17 protein-coding genes are annotated in these 18062 nt (G+C 51.4%); 9 read left to right on the forward strand and 8 right to left on the reverse strand.

Going from position 1 to position 18062, the window contains the following annotated elements:
• Positions 1-178 precede the first annotated feature (178 nt).
• The 4 genes from JK216_RS04120 (at position 179) to pckA (ending at position 5797) form a co-directional block, all read left to right on the forward strand.
• Positions 179-2311 carry an IgaA/UmoB family intracellular growth attenuator gene (locus JK216_RS04120; RefSeq protein WP_212707384.1) on the forward strand — a complete coding sequence of 711 codons (2133 nt, stop codon included), beginning with the start codon at positions 179-181 and terminating at the stop codon, positions 2309-2311.
• Positions 2312-2610: 299 nt separating this feature from the next.
• Entirely contained in the window at positions 2611-3015 is a 405-nt protein-coding gene (gene hslR / locus JK216_RS04125) for a ribosome-associated heat shock protein Hsp15 (protein WP_212707383.1), read from the forward strand.
• Positions 3016-3040: 25 nt separating this feature from the next.
• Positions 3041-3916 carry an Hsp33 family molecular chaperone HslO gene (hslO, locus tag JK216_RS04130; protein ID WP_212710318.1) on the forward strand — a complete coding sequence of 292 codons (876 nt, stop codon included), beginning with the start codon at positions 3041-3043 and terminating at the stop codon, positions 3914-3916.
• A 255-nt stretch (positions 3917-4171) separates the two neighbouring features.
• Complete coding sequence (pckA, locus tag JK216_RS04135; RefSeq protein WP_212707381.1) at positions 4172-5797, forward strand: phosphoenolpyruvate carboxykinase (ATP); 1626 nt, start codon at positions 4172-4174, stop codon at positions 5795-5797.
• Between the two features lie 54 nt (positions 5798-5851).
• Here the strand turns inward: pckA and envZ are convergent, their stop codons facing one another.
• Together envZ and ompR are read right to left on the reverse strand one after the other, a co-directional pair.
• On the reverse strand, positions 5852-7207 hold the full coding sequence (gene envZ, locus JK216_RS04140) for a two-component system sensor histidine kinase EnvZ (RefSeq protein ID WP_212707380.1): 1356 nt from the start codon (positions 7205-7207) through the stop codon (positions 5852-5854).
• Positions 7204-7923, reverse strand: a complete 720-nt coding sequence (ompR, locus tag JK216_RS04145; protein WP_025901501.1) for a two-component system response regulator OmpR — start codon at positions 7921-7923, stop codon at positions 7204-7206. The genes envZ and ompR overlap by 4 nt, the downstream gene beginning before the upstream one ends.
• 330 nt (positions 7924-8253) lie before the next feature.
• On the opposite strand from ompR, the gene greB reads away from it, so the two are divergent.
• Together greB and JK216_RS04155 are read left to right on the forward strand one after the other, a co-directional pair.
• Entirely contained in the window at positions 8254-8733 is a 480-nt protein-coding gene (gene greB, locus JK216_RS04150) for a transcription elongation factor GreB (RefSeq protein WP_212707379.1), read from the forward strand.
• A 98-nt stretch (positions 8734-8831) separates the two neighbouring features.
• Positions 8832-11153, forward strand: a complete 2322-nt coding sequence (locus JK216_RS04155; protein ID WP_212711374.1) for a Tex family protein — start codon at positions 8832-8834, stop codon at positions 11151-11153.
• A gap of 52 nt (positions 11154-11205) precedes the next feature.
• Here the strand turns inward: JK216_RS04155 and JK216_RS04160 are convergent, their stop codons facing one another.
• From JK216_RS04160 to bioH, 3 genes are all read right to left on the reverse strand, one after another.
• Positions 11206-11511 (reverse strand): antibiotic biosynthesis monooxygenase family protein, encoded by a 306-nt coding sequence (locus JK216_RS04160; protein ID WP_212707377.1) that lies wholly within the window; start codon positions 11509-11511, stop codon positions 11206-11208.
• Positions 11512-11682: 171 nt separating this feature from the next.
• Positions 11683-11952, reverse strand: coding sequence for a DUF1471 domain-containing protein (locus JK216_RS04165; protein WP_212707376.1), 270 nt, complete (start codon positions 11950-11952; stop codon positions 11683-11685).
• A 154-nt stretch (positions 11953-12106) separates the two neighbouring features.
• Positions 12107-12877 carry a pimeloyl-ACP methyl ester esterase BioH gene (gene bioH, locus JK216_RS04170; protein WP_212711409.1) on the reverse strand — a complete coding sequence of 257 codons (771 nt, stop codon included), beginning with the start codon at positions 12875-12877 and terminating at the stop codon, positions 12107-12109.
• 30 nt (positions 12878-12907) lie between these two features.
• Here bioH and gntX point away from each other — a divergent pair, with 30 nt between their 5' ends.
• Together gntX and nfuA are read left to right on the forward strand one after the other, a co-directional pair.
• Entirely contained in the window at positions 12908-13591 is a 684-nt protein-coding gene (gene gntX / locus JK216_RS04175; RefSeq protein ID WP_212711375.1) for a DNA utilization protein GntX, read from the forward strand.
• Positions 13592-13648: 57 nt separating this feature from the next.
• On the forward strand, positions 13649-14224 hold the full coding sequence (gene nfuA, locus JK216_RS04180) for a Fe-S biogenesis protein NfuA (RefSeq protein WP_212707374.1): 576 nt from the start codon (positions 13649-13651) through the stop codon (positions 14222-14224).
• A 46-nt stretch (positions 14225-14270) separates the two neighbouring features.
• Here nfuA and JK216_RS04185 read toward each other — a convergent pair whose 3' ends face one another.
• Genes JK216_RS04185 through glpE form a run of 3 tightly spaced genes read right to left on the reverse strand, consistent with a single transcriptional unit; the run spans position 14271 to position 16277 of the window.
• Positions 14271-15029 (reverse strand): DeoR/GlpR family transcriptional regulator, encoded by a 759-nt coding sequence (locus JK216_RS04185; protein ID WP_212707373.1) that lies wholly within the window; start codon positions 15027-15029, stop codon positions 14271-14273.
• A 39-nt stretch (positions 15030-15068) separates the two neighbouring features.
• Positions 15069-15908, reverse strand: coding sequence for a rhomboid family intramembrane serine protease GlpG (gene glpG / locus JK216_RS04190; RefSeq protein ID WP_212710315.1), 840 nt, complete (start codon positions 15906-15908; stop codon positions 15069-15071).
• A gap of 24 nt (positions 15909-15932) precedes the next feature.
• On the reverse strand, positions 15933-16277 hold the full coding sequence (glpE, locus tag JK216_RS04195) for a thiosulfate sulfurtransferase GlpE (RefSeq protein ID WP_212707371.1): 345 nt from the start codon (positions 16275-16277) through the stop codon (positions 15933-15935).
• Between the two features lie 217 nt (positions 16278-16494).
• Between glpE and glpD the strand changes: the two genes are divergently transcribed.
• On the forward strand, positions 16495-18021 hold the full coding sequence (gene glpD / locus JK216_RS04200) for a glycerol-3-phosphate dehydrogenase (RefSeq protein ID WP_212707370.1): 1527 nt from the start codon (positions 16495-16497) through the stop codon (positions 18019-18021).
• The last annotated feature ends 41 nt before the right edge of the window (positions 18022-18062 follow it).

Below are 18062 nucleotides of genomic sequence, written 5' to 3' on the forward strand. Positions count from 1 at the left end.
AATATGTCCGGCATAGCGTATTTATCAATCATCCCGGAGTTTACGCCCCGCTGATAATGGGAGTACTTCCATTGCATCGCTGGCGGTCAGCCGCTATCTTTTCGGTAAAAATGACAATAGCGTTTTTTTCCAGGGCAACTCACCTTCGTGGATTTTTCAGGGCCAGGTTGAACATTGCATGAGTATGATGATTACTATATTGGCATTGGCAATTATACTGGCAGTCGCCGCAATAGTGTACTTCACAAGATATCGCTCATTTCCGGAGAAATTACTCTTACGGATACCCGCCTCCTGCCGGAAGATTTATCCTGATGAGAAACAGGCTGTAATTAAGTACCTGTCAACACTCAGGACTGCTGAACCATCATTTTTCTCGCGTCTGACTCGCCAGAAGACCAGTAAAGACCCGGTATTTACCTTACAGAGCCACAAAGTTTATTCGGTAACTCACCCGATAACCCGTTACGGATTATCAACAGAGTCACCCCGGCAATGGCGTTACTATCTGGACACGCTGGAAATTCATCTGCCGCCCCTCTGGGAACAATTTATTACCGCAGAAAACACCATTGAATTAATCCCTGCCGGTAATACCCTGCTGGTGACTTCGCTGAATGGTCACCAGCTGATTGATTATGATAAAGAGGTCACTGAGCGTCCTCTGCCTCCCCCGGAACAAGTCAACTCCCCCGCCTCTATCCGTAAAGAGAAAAGCAGTAATGTAGAACTGCTGCAGATTCGCAAAGAGACACCGGAGGAACATCAGCTTTCACGACCAGACGGCACAACCGAAGCGGTGATTATCTGTCTGGCACTGCTGATCCTGTTCCTCAGCCAGCTGGTCCCCACCGTCGTTATGTTGTGGCTGGTTATTCCGGCCTTACTTATTATCGCCGGATGTCTGTGGCTGATGTATCGTCCCGTAAAACTGAGCGACTACCAGGATATTCACTGTATGCGGGGTATTCCTAAACGCTGGGGACTATTTGGTGAGTCTAATCAGGAGCAGAGCAACATTTCTCTGGGAGTTATCGACCTGCAATATCCGGATTACTGGAAACCCTATATTCACCACGACCTGGGGAAAGTGACAGATATTGATATTAATGCAGAGAAGCTGGTGGTGCGTCAGGGCCGCTTCCTTTCTCTGCATGATGAGATTCGTGAATACCCTCTCCGTCACTGGCGCAGAAATGCCGTTCTGGCCAGCGGTGCTTTATTGGTACTGATAATGATGGCCAGCTGGGTACCGCTGGGCATGCCGTTTAAACTGAGTCTTGCCTGGTTACAGGGAACACAGCGTATTGAGGTGACATCTCTCAGCCAGCTTTCAGCCATGAAACTCCGGGTCGGGGATTTACTGGATGTGAAAGGCCAGGGAATGTGCTCCGTTCCCGGCAGTTATCAGGGAAACAGAATGTACGGATATATGCCCTTTGACTGCTCTGCAATTTACTGGAATAACGCCACTCCGCTGCCATTACCCCAGTCAGAAACCGTCGATGAAACCATGGCCTTACTGGAGACTATCCGTCGACAGCTACATCCGGGATCAGCAGAAAATATGAAGATTAATCCGCAACTGGCCCTGGCTATCGAAAAATCCGGCATGATCCTGCTGGATGACTTTTCGGATATCGTCATCCGCGCCAATCAGTTGTGCGGACAACCGATGGACTGCACACGCCTGAAAAATGCACTGGTTAATCTGGAAAATGCCAAAGACTGGCCATCTCTGGTGGATAAGGCTAAGTCTGGTCAGCTAAACGGTATTAATGTATTACTGCGTCCGGTGAGTGCGGATACGCTGGAAAGCCTGGTAAACAATGCTGCTGCAACCTTTTTTACCAGCGAAACACGTAAAGCGATAGAGACACTGAACAGTCCGCCGCCGGGGGGGTATCTGCTGATCAGTGATCAGGGACGGCAGTTTGTCAGACAACCTCAGCCGGATGTGCCGTTATTTAACCTGGATGCCCCGCAACAGTGGGATGAACTACAACGTATTTCAGCAATGCTGCTCCATACGCCATTCAGTGCGTCAGGTATCATTACTGCTCTTGCTGTCGATGCTAACGGTACAACTCATGTCTCATTACATGAGGTCCCGGGTAAATTCCTGCTATGGCGTTATCTGGGGACATCTCTGTTTCTGATTGCCCTTATCGCATGCCTGCTGGTCAATGTTATATTCCTGCTGCGCGGGATCCATAAAGACCGTCAGCGCAGCCTGGCAATTCAGCGATACTACGATAAGTGCTTTAACCCGACCCTGAGTCACCCCGCGGATACACGTTCACTGTTCTGACATTGTCATTGTTTATGGTAACCTGCCGCCCCCGGCCGCAGCCCGGATGTTAAACAGACAGTGCCATGAACAGGATGTGCTCACTGCCTTGATTTATTTATATCCACCCATATCTATGGATCATCCGGCACAGGATAATATCAACAGGGTTCTGACCCGATGATTCCTGTGTGTCAGGCGTGCTGCTATTCCCGGTGCAGCCGCTTACCGGCACGCTCCGTCAACAGGAATAATAACCACGGCTGGCCGGTTTCTGACAAGATAACTCACAAAAACATGCTTATGTTGCGGGAGTCAGCATGAAATCACAGAATCAGGAACAGGGTGTCCGGCTGGACAAATGGCTATGGGCAGCCCGTTTTTATAAGACCCGGGCTATCGCCAGAGAGATGATCGAAGGCGGTAAAGTCCATTACAACGGCCAGCGGGCTAAACCCGGTAAACAGGTTGAAGCCAGTGCACAGCTGAGCCTCCGTCAGGGCAATGAGCAACGGACGGTGATTATTACCGGAATAACAGGCCGGCGAGGCAGTGCAACCGATGCTCAGTTACTGTACCGGGAAACTCCGGAAAGTATCGGGAAACGCGAAGCACAGGCCATCGCCCGCAAACAGTTTGCACTGACGATGCCGCATCCTGACAGACGTCCGGATAAAAAAGAGCGCCGTCATTTGATTAAATTTAAATTAACGGGTGATGAGTAAATCACACACCCAAAGAGAGACACTTATGCCAGTAAAAGACCAGCTCCATCGCTATTTATTTAATAATGTCGCGGTTCGTGGTGAACTCGTCAATGTTTCACATACCCTTAAAGATATTGTTAAGGATCACGACTACCCACAACCGGTACAGGAACTGCTGGCGGAACTGCTGGTTGCTACCAGCCTGATGACAGCGACACTCAAGTTTGAAGGGAATATCACGGTACAGCTACAGGGTGATGGTCCGTTGTCCATGGCGGTGATTAATGGTAATAATCATCAGCAATTTCGCGGCGTTGCCCGCACCCGCGGTGATATCGACGCAGGCAGTACTCTGAAACAGATGGCTGGCAACGGTTACCTGATTATTACCATTACTCCGGAAAAAGGAGAGCGCTATCAGGGTGTTGTCGGACTGGAAGGGGATACCGTTGCGGCCTGTCTGGAAGACTATTTTATGCGCTCAGAGCAGTTACCGACCCGGATGATTATTCGTCAGAACCCGCAGGGCGCGGGCGGCATATTGCTGCAAGTCCTCCCGGCACAGGATACCAGTACCGACGACTTCGAGCACTTAGCGACGTTATCTGACACCATTAAAGCCGAAGAACTGGTGTCTCTGCCGGCAAATGATGTGTTGTGGCGTCTCTATCATCAGGAAGACGTGACCGTATTTGATCCGGCAGATATTGAATTCAAATGTACCTGTTCCCGTCAGCGCTGCGGCGATGTACTGAAAACTGTCGCCAGCGAAGAGATTGATCAGATACTGGCCGAAGACGGCAAGATTGATATGCACTGCGATTACTGTGGTGCACATTACTTATATGATGCTGTTGATGTGGCAAATATCCGTAATAATACCGTGACCGGCAGCGACACTCACGACGCCATTCACTAATCACTTCGGGGAAGGCCTGCCCGCATCAGGGCCTTCCCAAAAACCGGCACAGTTGGCATAAATTAGTCAGTTTTCTGGCAACTGTGTCGGTGAAGTACAACTCTCCTCACAGTTTTTCCTGCGTCCACTTTCTGCATTATCTATCCGGTGTAAACTGCCTCCGCTTATCAGACAGAGCGTCCCCATGTGTGATAAATCTGCCAGAACTGACGCGGGCATATTCACTTGCAAATACAGGATTGAAGGAGCAGCAGCATGTCTTCCAGACGCAGGAAATTACCCGACCTCTCATCGCTAGGTATCAGCGACCCTGTCGAGGTTATTTATAACCCTGACTATGAAGTGTTGTTCAATGAGGAAACCCGTCCTGAGCTCCGGGGCTGTGAGCGCGCGACTCTCACCCAAAGCGGTGCTGTTTCGGTCGATACCGGTATTTTTACCGGCCGTTCGCCCAAAGATAAATATATTGTCCGGGATGAAACCACCCGCCACAACGTCTGGTGGAGTGACAGCAGTAAAGGAAAAAATGACAACCAGCCACTGTCACAGGAAACCTGGCAGGTGCTGAAAAATCTGGTTAGCGAACAGTTGTCCGGGAAACGGCTATTTGTCGTGGATGCATTCTGCGGGGCGAATGCTGACAGCCGTCTGAGCGTCAGATTTATCACCGAAGTTGCATGGCAGGCCCATTTTGTCAAAAACATGTTTATCCGGCCATCGGAAACAGAGCTGGAGCAGTTCGAACCTGACTTTGTGGTACTCAATGGGGCGAAATGTACCTGTCCTGACTGGCAGGCCCGCGGACTGCATTCTGAGAATTTCGTGGCATTTAACCTGACAGAGCGTATTCAGTTAATCGGCGGCACCTGGTACGGCGGCGAGATGAAAAAAGGGTTATTTTCAGTAATGAATTATCTGCTGCCACTGCAGGATATCGCGTCCATGCACTGTTCTGCCAATGTCGGTAAGCAGGGTGATGTTGCCGTGTTCTTTGGCTTATCCGGTACCGGTAAAACCACCTTATCCACAGATCCGGCCCGTCAGTTAATCGGTGACGATGAACACGGCTGGGATAACGACGGCGTCTTTAATTTTGAAGGCGGCTGCTATGCCAAAACTATCCATCTGTCAGAGCAGGCTGAGCCGGAAATCTATCAGGCAATACGCCGTGATGCGTTACTGGAAAACGTGGTCGTACGGGCAGATGGCAGTATTGACTTCAATGACAACAGTAAGACCGAAAATACACGGGTATCTTACCCTATCAGTCATATTGATAATATTGTCAGCCCCGTATCAAAAGCCGGTCATGCACGGAAAGTCATTTTTCTGACCGCTGATGCTTTCGGTATTTTACCGCCGGTTGCCAGACTGACGCCGGAGCAGACACAGTACCATTTTCTGTCCGGGTTCACGGCTAAACTGGCAGGGACTGAACGGGGCATAATCACGCCGTCACCGACCTTCTCTGCCTGCTTTGGTGCGGCTTTTTTAACCCTGCACCCGACCCGCTATGCAGAAGTCCTGTTGAAACGGATGCAGACAGCAGGGGCCGAAGCGTATCTGGTGAATACGGGCTGGAATGGCAAAGGCCAAAGGATTTCGCTGAAAGATACCCGCGCCATCATTAACGCGATTCTTAATGATGAATTACAGCAGGCGACGTTCCAGACACTGCCGGTATTTAACCTGCAGGTGCCGGTGGCACTGAAACAGGTCGACAAACAGATACTGGATCCGAGAAACAGCTGGGAAACCGCAGAACAATGGCAGGAGAATGCCATTACCCTTGCCCGCAAGTTTGTCGATAACTTTGAACAGTATACGGATACCCCTGCCGGTAAAGCACTGGCGGAAGCAGGCCCGGCACTGCATAGCTGACAGAGAACTGACGGGATTATGCTTAAGTATAATACCCGTCAGTTCAACGGATGGTCAGTGAGCGGAGGCGGCAGGCAGAGGCGGCTCAGTGGCCGGGACGGGCAACCAGGCACGAATACGTAACCCTCCCCGTTCACTTTTTCCGATCTCCAGTTCTCCCCGGTGAGCATCAATAATACGCTGTACAATCGCCAGTCCTAAACCTGTACCACTGGTACTGCGTGCACTATCACCACGCACAAAGGGCTGCAACAAATGTTCAATCTGTCCGGGCTCAATGCCGGGACCATTATCTTCAACCTGGAACCAGCCACGGTTTAGCTCACGGCCGCTGCTTACACGGATCCAGCCATTACCATACCTGGCAGCATTTACCACCATATTGGCGACTGCTCGCTTAATCGATAACGGATTAATATCAAGCAACAGCTCACTGTCCATGACGGCATTATCAATTTCCCGTTCATAACCACTTTCGGCAGCAACAACTTCACCCAGTACGGTATTGAGATCGACACGTTCGGTCTGCATTTCCTGACCGGTACGCAGATAATCGATAAACTGTTCGATTATCGCATTACATTCTTCAATGTCTTTGTTGATAGACTCAGAAAGATATTTCTCTTCCTCGCCCATCATTTCCGTTGCCAGACGGATACGTGTCAGGGGTGTACGTAAGTCATGACTGACACCGGCCATTAATAATGTACGGTCTTCTGCGAGCTGTTTGATCCCTGCCGCCATCTGGTTAAAAGCACGGGTTACCGAACGGACTTCAGAAGCACCGTATTCCCGTAACGGTGGAGGAATAATCCCTTGTCCGACCTGCAGAGCCGCATTTTCAAGTTCGACCAATGGACGATTCTGCATTCGTATAAATAACCAGGCACCGCAAATCGCCAGCAGCATTATCGCCAGGGTATAACGGAACAGCGGGGAAAAATCACCCTGATGAATTTCTGTCAGCGGTACCCGTACCCAGATATCAGGCGACAACCAGGTTTTCAGCCAGACAACCGGAGAGTTTTTATTGACCTCGACACGAACATCGGTAGGGCCTCCCAGTTGTTGTGCCATCTGATCACTCAGAAATTCATAATGCTGCGCCCAGCGCAATCCTCCTTCCTCTGCTGCCGCATTGGTATACAGTGAAATACCTAACTCACGGTAGATCTCCCGGCGGAAGGCCGGCGGAACTTCCAGCTGCGTGCCATCTTCCAGTTGCAGTTTATCCGTCATCAGCATCCTGACTTCATACGCCAGAACTTTATTAAATTGCTGCAGACTCGGCAAAATCGCGAAGTTAAGTACCACCAGATAGGTCGTTACCAGACTGACAAACAGCAAGGTAACGATCAATAGCAAGGTACGGGCAAAGGAACTGCGAGGCGAGAAGCGGAATCGCTTCATGCTTTACTGCCATCCGGCACAAACACATAGCCCAGGCCCCAGACCGTCTGGATATAACGCGGATGGGCAGGATCTTCTTCGACCATACGACGTAACCGGGAGATCTGTACATCGATGGAACGTTCCATCGCACTATATTCACGTCCGCGCGCCAGGTTCATTAGCTTATCCCGTGACAAAGGCTCACGCGGGTGGCTGACCAGCGCTTTCAGTACCGCGAATTCGCCACTGGTTAACGGCATAGGTTCATCTTCGCGGAACATTTCACGGGTTCCGAGGTTCAGTTTGAACTTACCAAAGGCAATAACTGCTTCTTCCTGTGAAGGAGCTCCCGGTAATTCGTTCGCCTGACGACGCAATACTGCGCGAATACGCGCCAGTAGTTCTCGCGGGTTAAACGGTTTAGGAATATAGTCGTCAGCACCGATTTCCAGCCCGACAATCCGGTCCACTTCTTCACCCTTGGCAGTCACCATAATAATCGGCATCGGGTTACTCTGGCTGCGCAAACGGCGGCAAATCGACAACCCGTCTTCCCCCGGTAACATCAGGTCCAGCACCATCAGGTGAAAGGACTCGCGGGTCAGCAGACGATCCATTTGTTCAGCATTCGCAACGCTACGGACCTGAAAACCTTGTTCCGTCAGATATCTTTCCAGCAGTGCACGCAGTCGCATATCATCATCAACGACTAAAACTTTGTAATTTTCCTGCATTTCTTCACTCCCAAAGGCACAATTGCCTGATGCTGTATTGTTAAAAAAGATATATTACAGTGACAGTTTATAATGGTTTATATTCTGGCCAAAATTGTTACAAAGCATATTAAACAGCAAGTTATGTCTGCTTTTGTCTGGCATTGCAGAAAAAATGCCCTGAATTCGCTCAGCCTTTTCTGCCGGCTCGCCGGGCGTTCGTCAATTCATAAAAATTAACCCCCGCGGTTACACCGGACGAATAGCGCGCTGATAAGGCGCTGACGAACGCATATAACAACAAAACGGACAATTAACTGACAACTACCATGACAGCTGCAGGGGTCCCAAATGAGAACGCCACTGATTACACGCGAAGGCTACAATCAATTAAAGCAGGAACTTGATTATCTGTGGCGTGAAGAACGTCCTGAAGTGACAAAAAAAGTCACCTGGGCTGCCAGTCTGGGTGATCGCAGCGAGAATGCTGATTACCAGTATAACAAAAAGCGGCTACGGGAAATTGACCGCAGGGTCCGCTACCTGACAAAAAGCCTCGGGATACTGCGTATCGTCGATTATTCGCCACAACAACAGGGGAAAGTCTTTTTCGGTGCGCGGGTGGAAATCGAAAATGATGAAGGTGAAACTAAGCAGTTTCGTATTGTCGGTTACGACGAAATTTTCGGGCGTAAAGATTACATCTCCATAGACTCACCAATGGCACGCGCCCTGTTAAAAAAAGAAACCGGTGATGCGGCACGGGTCGACACACCCGCGGGCAGTGCAGTCTGGTACATCAATGAGATAACCTACCCCGACGCCGGATAGGAATATCCTGCAAAGCGACCACAGCGGCTGGCATTTTACTCGCTCAATCCGTATAACTGTCCCCTATAAACTTACCCCGTACAAACCTGATGCTAAAGATGAAAAATTCACCAAATCAGATTATTGCCAGTGAACTTCAGGTACGGACAGAGCAGGTTGATTCTGCCGTACATCTGTTGGACGAAGGGAATACCGTGCCATTTATTGCACGTTATCGTAAAGAAGTCACCGGCGGGCTGGATGACACACAGTTACGCCAGCTGGAGTCCCGTCTGAGTTACCTGCGTGAACTCGAAGACCGCCGCCAGACAATTCTCCGTTCGATTGAAGAACAGGGGAAAATGACCCCCGCACTTGCCAGCGCCCTGACCGCCACCCTGAGTAAAACGGAACTGGAAGACCTTTACCTGCCGTTTAAACCCAAACGCCGTACCCGTGGTCAGATTGCCATCGAAGCAGGGCTGGAACCTCTGGCCACCAGCCTGTGGCAGGATCCTCAGCAGGACCCTGAAGCCAGCGCGCAGGCTTATATCAATGCGGATAACGGCATTGCTGACAGTAAAGCCGCCCTCGATGGTGCACGTTACATCCTGATGGAGCGGTTCGCCGAAGATGCCGTATTACTGGCCAAAGTCCGTGATTATCTGTCCCGCAATGCACACCTTGTGTCACGGGTCGTGGAAGGGAAAGAAGCAGAAGGTGCAAAGTTCCGGGATTATTTCGACCATCATGAGCCACTGTCTGCGGTACCGTCACACCGTGCCCTGGCGATGTTCCGTGGTCGTAATGAAGGCATCCTTCAGCTGTCAGTCAATCCGGACCCGCAGTCAGACGAACCTCCCCGCGAAAGCTATGGTGAAACACTGATCGCCAGCCATCTGCAGGTAATCTTTAATAATGCCCCCGCCGATAACTGGCGCAAAGCGGTTATCAGCTGGACATGGCGTATTAAAGTCTTACTGCATATGGAAACCGAGCTGATGGGGACGCTTCGTGAACGTGCAGAAGACGAAGCAATCAACGTGTTTGCCCGTAATATGCATGATCTGTTGATGGCAGCCCCGGCCGGTATGCGCGCGACGATGGGTCTCGATCCGGGCTTACGTACCGGCGTCAAAGTCGCGGTTGTCGATGCCACCGGTAAACTGGTCGCGACCGATACGGTTTATCCCCACACCGGCCAGGCGGCAAAAGCGGCGGCGGCCGTTGCGGCACTTTGTTCACGTCATCAGGTAGAACTGGTGGCCATCGGTAACGGTACGGCATCACGTGAAACAGAACGTTTTTTCCTCGATCTTCAGCAGCAGTTCCCGCAGGTAACCGCCCAGAAAGTGATCGTCAGTGAAGCCGGAGCCTCGGTTTATTCGGCATCAGAACTGGCTGCTCTGGAATTCCCTGAGCTGGATGTTTCACTGCGTGGCGCGGTTTCTATTGCCCGCCGTCTGCAGGATCCTCTCGCAGAGCTGGTAAAAATCGATCCTAAATCGATTGGTGTCGGCCAGTACCAGCATGATGTCAGTCAGAGCCTGCTGGCCAAAAAACTGGATGCCGTGGTGGAAGACTGTGTTAACGCCGTCGGTGTGGATCTGAATACCGCCTCGGTTGCCCTGCTGACCCGGGTGGCAGGTCTGACCCGTACTATGGCGCAAAATGTCGTTAACTGGCGTGATGAAAATGGTCGTTTTCATAACCGCCAGCAGTTGCTGAAAGTCAGCAGGCTGGGGCCAAAAGCCTTTGAACAATGTGCCGGCTTCCTGCGTATTAACCAGGGCGATAACCCGCTGGATGCATCGACAGTCCATCCGGAAGCGTATCCGGTGGTGGAGCGCATTCTTACCGCGACCCGTCAGGCATTAAATGAATTAATGGGAAACAGTTCAGCAGTACGTGCCCTGGCCGCATCACAGTTTACCGATGAACGTTTTGGCTTGCCGACGGTTAACGATATTTTAAAAGAACTGGAAAAACCCGGCCGCGACCCACGGCCTGAATTCAAAACAGCAACCTTTGCTGACGGTGTGGATACCCTGTCTGACCTGCTGCCGGGCATGGTATTAGAAGGGTCTGTCACTAATGTCACCAATTTTGGTGCCTTTGTGGATATCGGTGTTCACCAGGACGGACTGGTGCATATTTCGTCACTGTCCGACAAATTTGTCGAAGACCCGCATCAGGTGGTGAAAGCGGGTGATATTGTGAAAGTCAAAGTCATGGAAGTCGACCTGCAGCGTAAGCGGATTGCTCTGACGATGCGTCTTGATGAACAGCCTCAGGAAGGCCGTAAATCCGGATCGCCTGCCGCTTCTGCCGGTCAGCCACGCCCGCAGACACGACAGCCTTCAGCGAAGCCACGGCAGAAACCTGTCACCAACAGTGCAATGGAAGATGCTCTGGCCGCGGCCTTCGGTAAGAAGCGCTGATCCTGACTCCGGCCTGCATACTGAAATGCCCCTCACGGGGCGTTTCAGTATTTTATTTATTCACACCACCAGTGACTGCCGTTGAGGTAATAACCTGTAATTCAGCACGGCCAGCCAGTGCTGCAGCCAGTTTTTGAAATGCAGGTGCCTGTTCGTGATCCGCCAGGTGCTGTCCGGAGCTCCAGCGTTCCAGCATAAGATACTGGGCGGTATTTTGCGTATTCTGATGTAATACATAGGACTCGCAACCCGGTTCTCCCTGAACCTCTTTTTCGGCTGTTTTCAATGCGTCAGCAACGATCTGTTCTTCCCCTGCTTTCGCTGTAATCAATGCAGTAACAGTAATAACCTGGCTCATATCTGACCTTCTTGCAGAAGTGATTAACACGGCATACCGGAACACAACCGGTATAGTTTCCAGCGTGATTAAGTATGCAATGCTCACGGGGAAGATGGCAACCGGCACCGGACCCTGTCGCATCAGGGGATAAAACACTCCCCCGCCACAGTTACCGGCGCCGGGGGTGGATTATTTATACACTTCGGCAACCGCGCTGATGCGGCCATGCTCACGCCCGGCAATCACTTTAAAATACTTACCGCCTTTTTCATCCGCCAGTCTGGAGAGTTCTTTTTTAGCATCCATCGGCGATGTCGTTTCAGCCGTGGTAGATACGGTCCCCAGAGAGACCAGCTGCTGACTGTCTGCCTGTGCCTGAGTCACTTCTTCCGCAGCAACAGCAGAAAAAGACAGGATGCCTGCCATCAGCACACTCACCGTATATTTCGTCATTTTCATAGCATAAGCCCCTTATGGTATTGCCGTAACAAAATTCACTGCCTGTGCTACTGACAGTCACCGGAGATCAGCACAGGCCGTTTGCCGGGAGTGTCAGGCACCTCTGAATTATTAGTTCCGGTTAGGGGAAACAGCAATAAAACCGCCGCTGTTTCTATAATTCAGACGAAAAAGCGAGAACCTGCTCGCAAAATTCTGCGGGATGGGAAATAAACGGCGCATGGCCGGCTTTCGGCATCACGACGGAGAGGCCACCGCCCGCCAGTGTATCGACTTGCCCGGCAATATCACGGGGTACCAGCCCATCAAGCGCTCCGTAAATACGCAGGAATGGCAGATTAACCGACGACAGTTCGCGACGGAGATCCGCAGACTGCAGGATACCCAGCCCGGCGTTTAATACTGTCACTTCCGGTAATGGCTGAGACAAAACAGCCTGTCGCAGTAATCGTGCATCATGGCGGGCAGTGTCGGTTCCGAGAGTTTGCAGCGCCATAAAGCGATCAATAGTCTTTTCAAAGTGGCTGCTCAGTTGCTGCTGAAACCCCTGCAATACCGAAGGCTTAATGCCCGGCCAGCCCTGTTGTGCTGAAAAGCAAGGGGAAGAGGCAACCGTAATTAACCCCCGTACCGTAACCGAAGCACTCCGGGCCAGTCTGGTAGCCACCAGCCCGCCAAGAGACCAGCCGACAATAATGGCATTTTCCGGTAACCGGGGTTCCAGCAGGGTGACCATGTGATCCAGCGTCAGCGCCGTTACGCCCTGACTGCGGCCGTACCCCGGCAAATCGACCAGATGCAAACGAAAATGCGGGCTAAGCCGTGCGGTGACACAATTCCAGACTTCGGCGTTAAGCCCCCATCCGTGCAACAACACAAGATCCCTGTCTCCCGCGCCACAGGTATGCCAGAAAAGCGACATAATGAATTCCCCCGTCAAAAATCACAGGATACCATGCTGATACTGAAGAGTTATTGCTGGTTATGCCATCTGCCGCTGATGTTAAAGACCACCGGTATCTGTACCGGCTGTCAGCGCCGGCTGCCGCCGCTGCCCTTTTTATGCCGCCGTTGTGGGTTACCTGCCGCCCCGGACACCGCTGAATGTGGCCGTTGTCTGACAGACCCGCCCCCGTGGCAGCATCTGGTGTGTGCCGGAGACTATCTCCCGCCACTCAGTCGTTTACTGCATAAATTCAAATTTTCCGGCAACACCGCACTCTCGGTGATGCTCGCCAGACTTATTTTGCTAAGCTTTCTGCAGCAGCACAGAGACTATGGTCTGCGAAAGCCGGATATCCTGCTATGCTCCCCCCTGCACAGACAGCGACTCTGGCAACGGGGATTTAATCAATCGGCTTTACTGGCACAGCCACTGGCACATTGGTTATCCTGCGAGTTTGCACCCTTTGCCTTACGCCGTCATCGCAAAACGGCCGTGCAGCACCTGCTGAATATACGTCAGAGAAAACGTAATTTACGCAATGCCTTTTGCGTCGAAAAAGACCTCACTGGCCGCCATGTTGCCCTGGTCGATGATGTCGTCACCAGCGGCAGTACCGCCGGTGAAATATCACGCTTACTGTCCCTGCATGCTGTGGCCAGCATCCAGGTTTGGTGCCTGTGCCGAACCTTGTAGAGTCACAGTGATGGGCGTATTATAACCCACTGTTTCAGTCAACTATTGAGCAATGCTATGATCCGTATTACTGACACTGCCCAGGAGCATTTCGCTAAGCTTCTCGCTAAACAAGAAGAAGGCACACAAATCCGTGTCTTTGTGATCAATCCGGGGACGCCAGGTGCAGAATGTGGTGTGTCCTATTGCCCGCCTGATGCGGTAGAAAGTACAGATACCGAACTCAGGTTCGATAATCTGATCGCTTATGTTGATGAGCTGAGTGCCCCTTACCTTGAAGAGGCAGAAATTGATTTTGTAACCGACAATCTGGGCTCACAACTGACCCTTAAGGCACCTAACGCAAAAATGCGTAAGGTGGCTGACGATGCGCCATTACTTGAGCGGGTCGAATATCAGTTACAGGCACAGATTAACCCGCAGCTTGCCAGCCATGGCGGAAAAGTGTCCCTGATGGAAATTACTGAGGATGGTTACGCCATTTTGCAATTTGGCGGCGGTTGTAATGGCTGTTCTATGGTCGATGTAACATTAAAAGAAGGCATCGAAAAAGAGCTGCTGGCCGCATTCCCTGAACTGAAGGGTGTACGTGATTTAACAGAACATCAGCCAGGTGAACACTCTTACTATTAAGAGTGATGCCACAGGTCCCGCTACGGACCTGTGGTGTTTACGGGTTTCAGCACAGCACCAGCTGCACATCTCCCTGTGTAATCGCTTTCAGCACCGCTTCCGGCGGTTTCTTATCTGTATATAAGCTGTCGAGCATATCGATACTGCCAAGATTCACCATCGCACTGCGGCCAAATTTTGAATGATCAGTGACCAGTATAACGTTACGTGAACTTTCGATGATCGCCCGCTTGGTGCGAACTTCATGATAATCAAACTCCAGCAAGGCACCATCCATATCAATACCGCTAATCCCGAGTATTCCGTAGTCCAGACGGAACTGAGAGATAAAGTCCATGGTGGCTTCACCGATAATTCCGCCGTCCCTTGAACGGACATCACCTCCGGCAATAATCACCCTGAAATCAGGCTTTGCCATCAGTAATATCGCCACATTCAGATTATTGGTCACGACCTGTAATTGGTTATGATTAAGCAGAGCATGGGCAACCGCTTCAGGCGTTGTCCCGATATCAATAAACAGGGTTGACCCGTCAGGGATTTGCGCTGCTACCTTCTGTGCAATCCGGGCTTTTTCTTCGGAATACATCATTTTACGGTCATGCCAGGCGGTATTTTCTGCACTGGAAGGTAATGCCGCACCGCCATGATGCCGTTGAATACGGTTTTGTTCAGCAAGCTCATTTAAATCACGACGGATCGTCTGCGGGCTTACCGCGAAATATTCGACCAGTTCTTCGGTACTCACATATCCCTGACGTTTGACCAGCTCAATAATTACGTCATGCCGCTGGGTCTGCTTCACATAACTCTCCTTTGCCGGCAGATTGCCGGGCTGTTCAGATTACTTTCTGCCTGCTTTACCGGCAGCACGGCTGTCGACAAAAGCCATTGCCAGGCCGGTCAGTAACCCGGTGAAATGCGCCATATTGGCGATCGACATCCCGAATAAACCGTAATATCCCACCACCAGCCAGAGAATGGAAAACACGATCAGGCCGCGCTCCAGATACACCCCGCTGTCAGGATCCAGTTCACCGCGTAGCCAGCAATATCCCATCAGGGCATACACTACCCCGGAGAGGCCGCCAAACCAGACACCGCTGAATTTAGCCTGCATCCAGCCACTCAGTAAGGCGGAAATCAGTGTAATCACAAACAGTTTTCCGCTGCCCAGTCTTTTTTCAACCGCCCCGCCGAGATACCACCACCACAGTAAGTTGAACAGGATATGTAAAAAAGAAAAATGCAAAAATGCGGGGCTGACCCAGCGCCAGACCTGAAAATACTGGTCCGGCCCCTGCGGCCATGCCAGCCAGCTCAGTACCCTATCCTCCCCCAGCAACTGCATCAGAATAAATACCAGAATACAGAGGGCTGACACCGTCATCGTTATCGGACCACCGCGCTCACGAACGGTACGCCACAGATGCCCACGCGGGTAATTTATCTGAAACCGGGTATCGCCACTTTTCCAGCTGGCATCCTGGTAACGCGGATGATCAGGATCCCGGATAAAGAGCGCGTATTCGCTTTCGACCAGTGCCAGTTGCTCATCATCGTCCAGCCATAACAGATAATATTGCTGCTGCTGTTCAAGGTGCAGCCTGATACCGCGGGTGGCCATATAGTCGATAAACGCCTGAGCCATGCGTGGATTCGCAAGCTGAGAGATACGTTTCATGGAGTTCCCCTCTGTGATCGTCTGTCAGCTCTGACGGGCATCAGTACAAATCTGAGCCGGAAAAGCTGTCCGCCAGGCATCGAAACCACCATCCACACTGTAGACCTGGTCAAAGCCCTGATTGATCAGGTACTGGGCAGCCCCTTTGCTGCTGTTACCGTGATAACAAAGCACCATCACCGGCTGATCCGGATCAGCTTTTTCCATAAAAGTGTTAAGAGTGCCCTGGGTAAGGTGAAAAGCTTCTGCCACATGGGCGGCGTCAAAACTTTGCGGGTCACGAATATCCACCAGCAATGCCCCCTGCTGTAACTTTTCATCGGCCTGCTGCACACTGATACACTCATAGGTTTCCATAATCTCTCTCATTCATCTCATCAGTTCACTGCCGCACATTGTAACCTGATCCCGGCGCTCAATAATCCGTTAAAAAATAATCGTCAGTTTTTTTGTTGTGTGTTTATGTTACCTGTATCACGCAAAATTGTTTTCTTCTGGTTAACCATTGGCGTCAATGTTTGTTTTCGACTACCATAAAGCTCGAAAACGAACATAACATGATTTTCCGAACCCCGGGGGATACTACGTGGAAACCAAAGATCTGATCGTCATCGGTGGCGGTATCAACGGTGCCGGTATTGCGGCAGATGCCGCCGGACGCGGCCTGTCCGTATTGATGCTGGAAGCCAGGGATTTTGCCTCTGCGACTTCTTCTGCCAGTTCGAAACTGATCCACGGTGGCTTACGCTATCTGGAACATTATGAATTCCGTCTGGTCAGTGAAGCCCTTGCCGAACGTGAAGTTCTGCTCAGAATGGCACCGCATCTGGCGTTTCCGATGCGATTTCGTCTGCCGCATCGCCCGCATCTGCGCCCCGCGTGGATGATCCGCGCCGGATTGTTCCTGTATGATCATTTAGGCAAACGTACCAGTCTGCCCGCCAGCCGGGGGATCAGCTTTGGTCAGGACTCGGTACTGAAACCCGAAATCACCCGTGGCTTTGAGTATTCGGACTGCTGGGTCGATGATGCGCGGATGGTTGTGCTCAATGCTCAGGCAGTCACGGAACGTGGCGGGGAAGTCAGAACCCGTACCCGGGTCACCCGCGCCTGGCGCGAAAACGGTCTGTGGATGGTCGAAGCCGAAGATACGGACAAGGGAGAAATATTTCGCTGGCAGGCGAGAGGGCTGGTAAATGCTGCCGGCCCCTGGGTTAAAGAATTTTTTGATCACGGCCTGCAGCTTAAATCGCCGTACGGTATCCGTTTAATCAAAGGCAGCCATATTGTCGTCCCGCGGGTACATAACGATAAACAAGCCTATATCCTGCAAAATGAAGATCACCGGATAGTTTTTGTCATCCCGTGGATGGACGAATTTTCTATCATTGGCACCACCGATGTTGAATACCATGGTGATCCGGCGCAGGTTGCTATTGACGACAACGAAATTGACTACCTGCTAACAGTATTTAACCAGCATTTCCGTCACAACCTGTCACGTCAGGACATTGTCTGGACATACTCCGGCGTCCGGCCATTATGTGATGATGAGTCTGATTCACCCCAGGCCGTGACCCGTGACTACACCCTTGATGTGCATGATGAGCAGGGTAAAGCCCCGCTATTATCCGTTTTTGGCGGTAAGCTGACCACCTACCGCAAACTGGCAGAACATGCGCTGGAAAAACTGGCGAAATACTACCCGCAAGCCGGCCCGGCCTGGACGAAAAATGCGGTACTGCCCGGCGGTCACTTCTCCGGCAGCAGAGAGGATCTGGCTGCCGGACTGCGCAGACGTTATCCGTTTATCACGACCAGTATGGCGACTCATTACGCACGGACCTACGGCAGTAATACGGAGAAATTACTGGGAGATGCGCAGCAACTGGCAGAGCTGGGTGAAAATTTTGGTCATGAATTTTATGAGGCCGAACTGCGCTATCTGGCAGATAACGAATGGGTACGCGAACTTGATGATGCCATCTGGCGCAGAACCAAACAAGGTATGTGGCTGACGCCAGCACAGCAGGCCCGTATTACTGAATGGCTGCAGGTCCGTTATCCACAGACGATCCCCCGCCCGGCCGCCGCAGAAACCCGTACCCTCTGACTCGCTGCGTAATCTAAAAAGGCGACATAACCGTCGCCTTT

This window comes from Tatumella sp. JGM94, assembly GCF_018257595.1.
Taxonomy (GTDB): domain Bacteria; phylum Pseudomonadota; class Gammaproteobacteria; order Enterobacterales; family Enterobacteriaceae; genus Tatumella; species Tatumella punctata.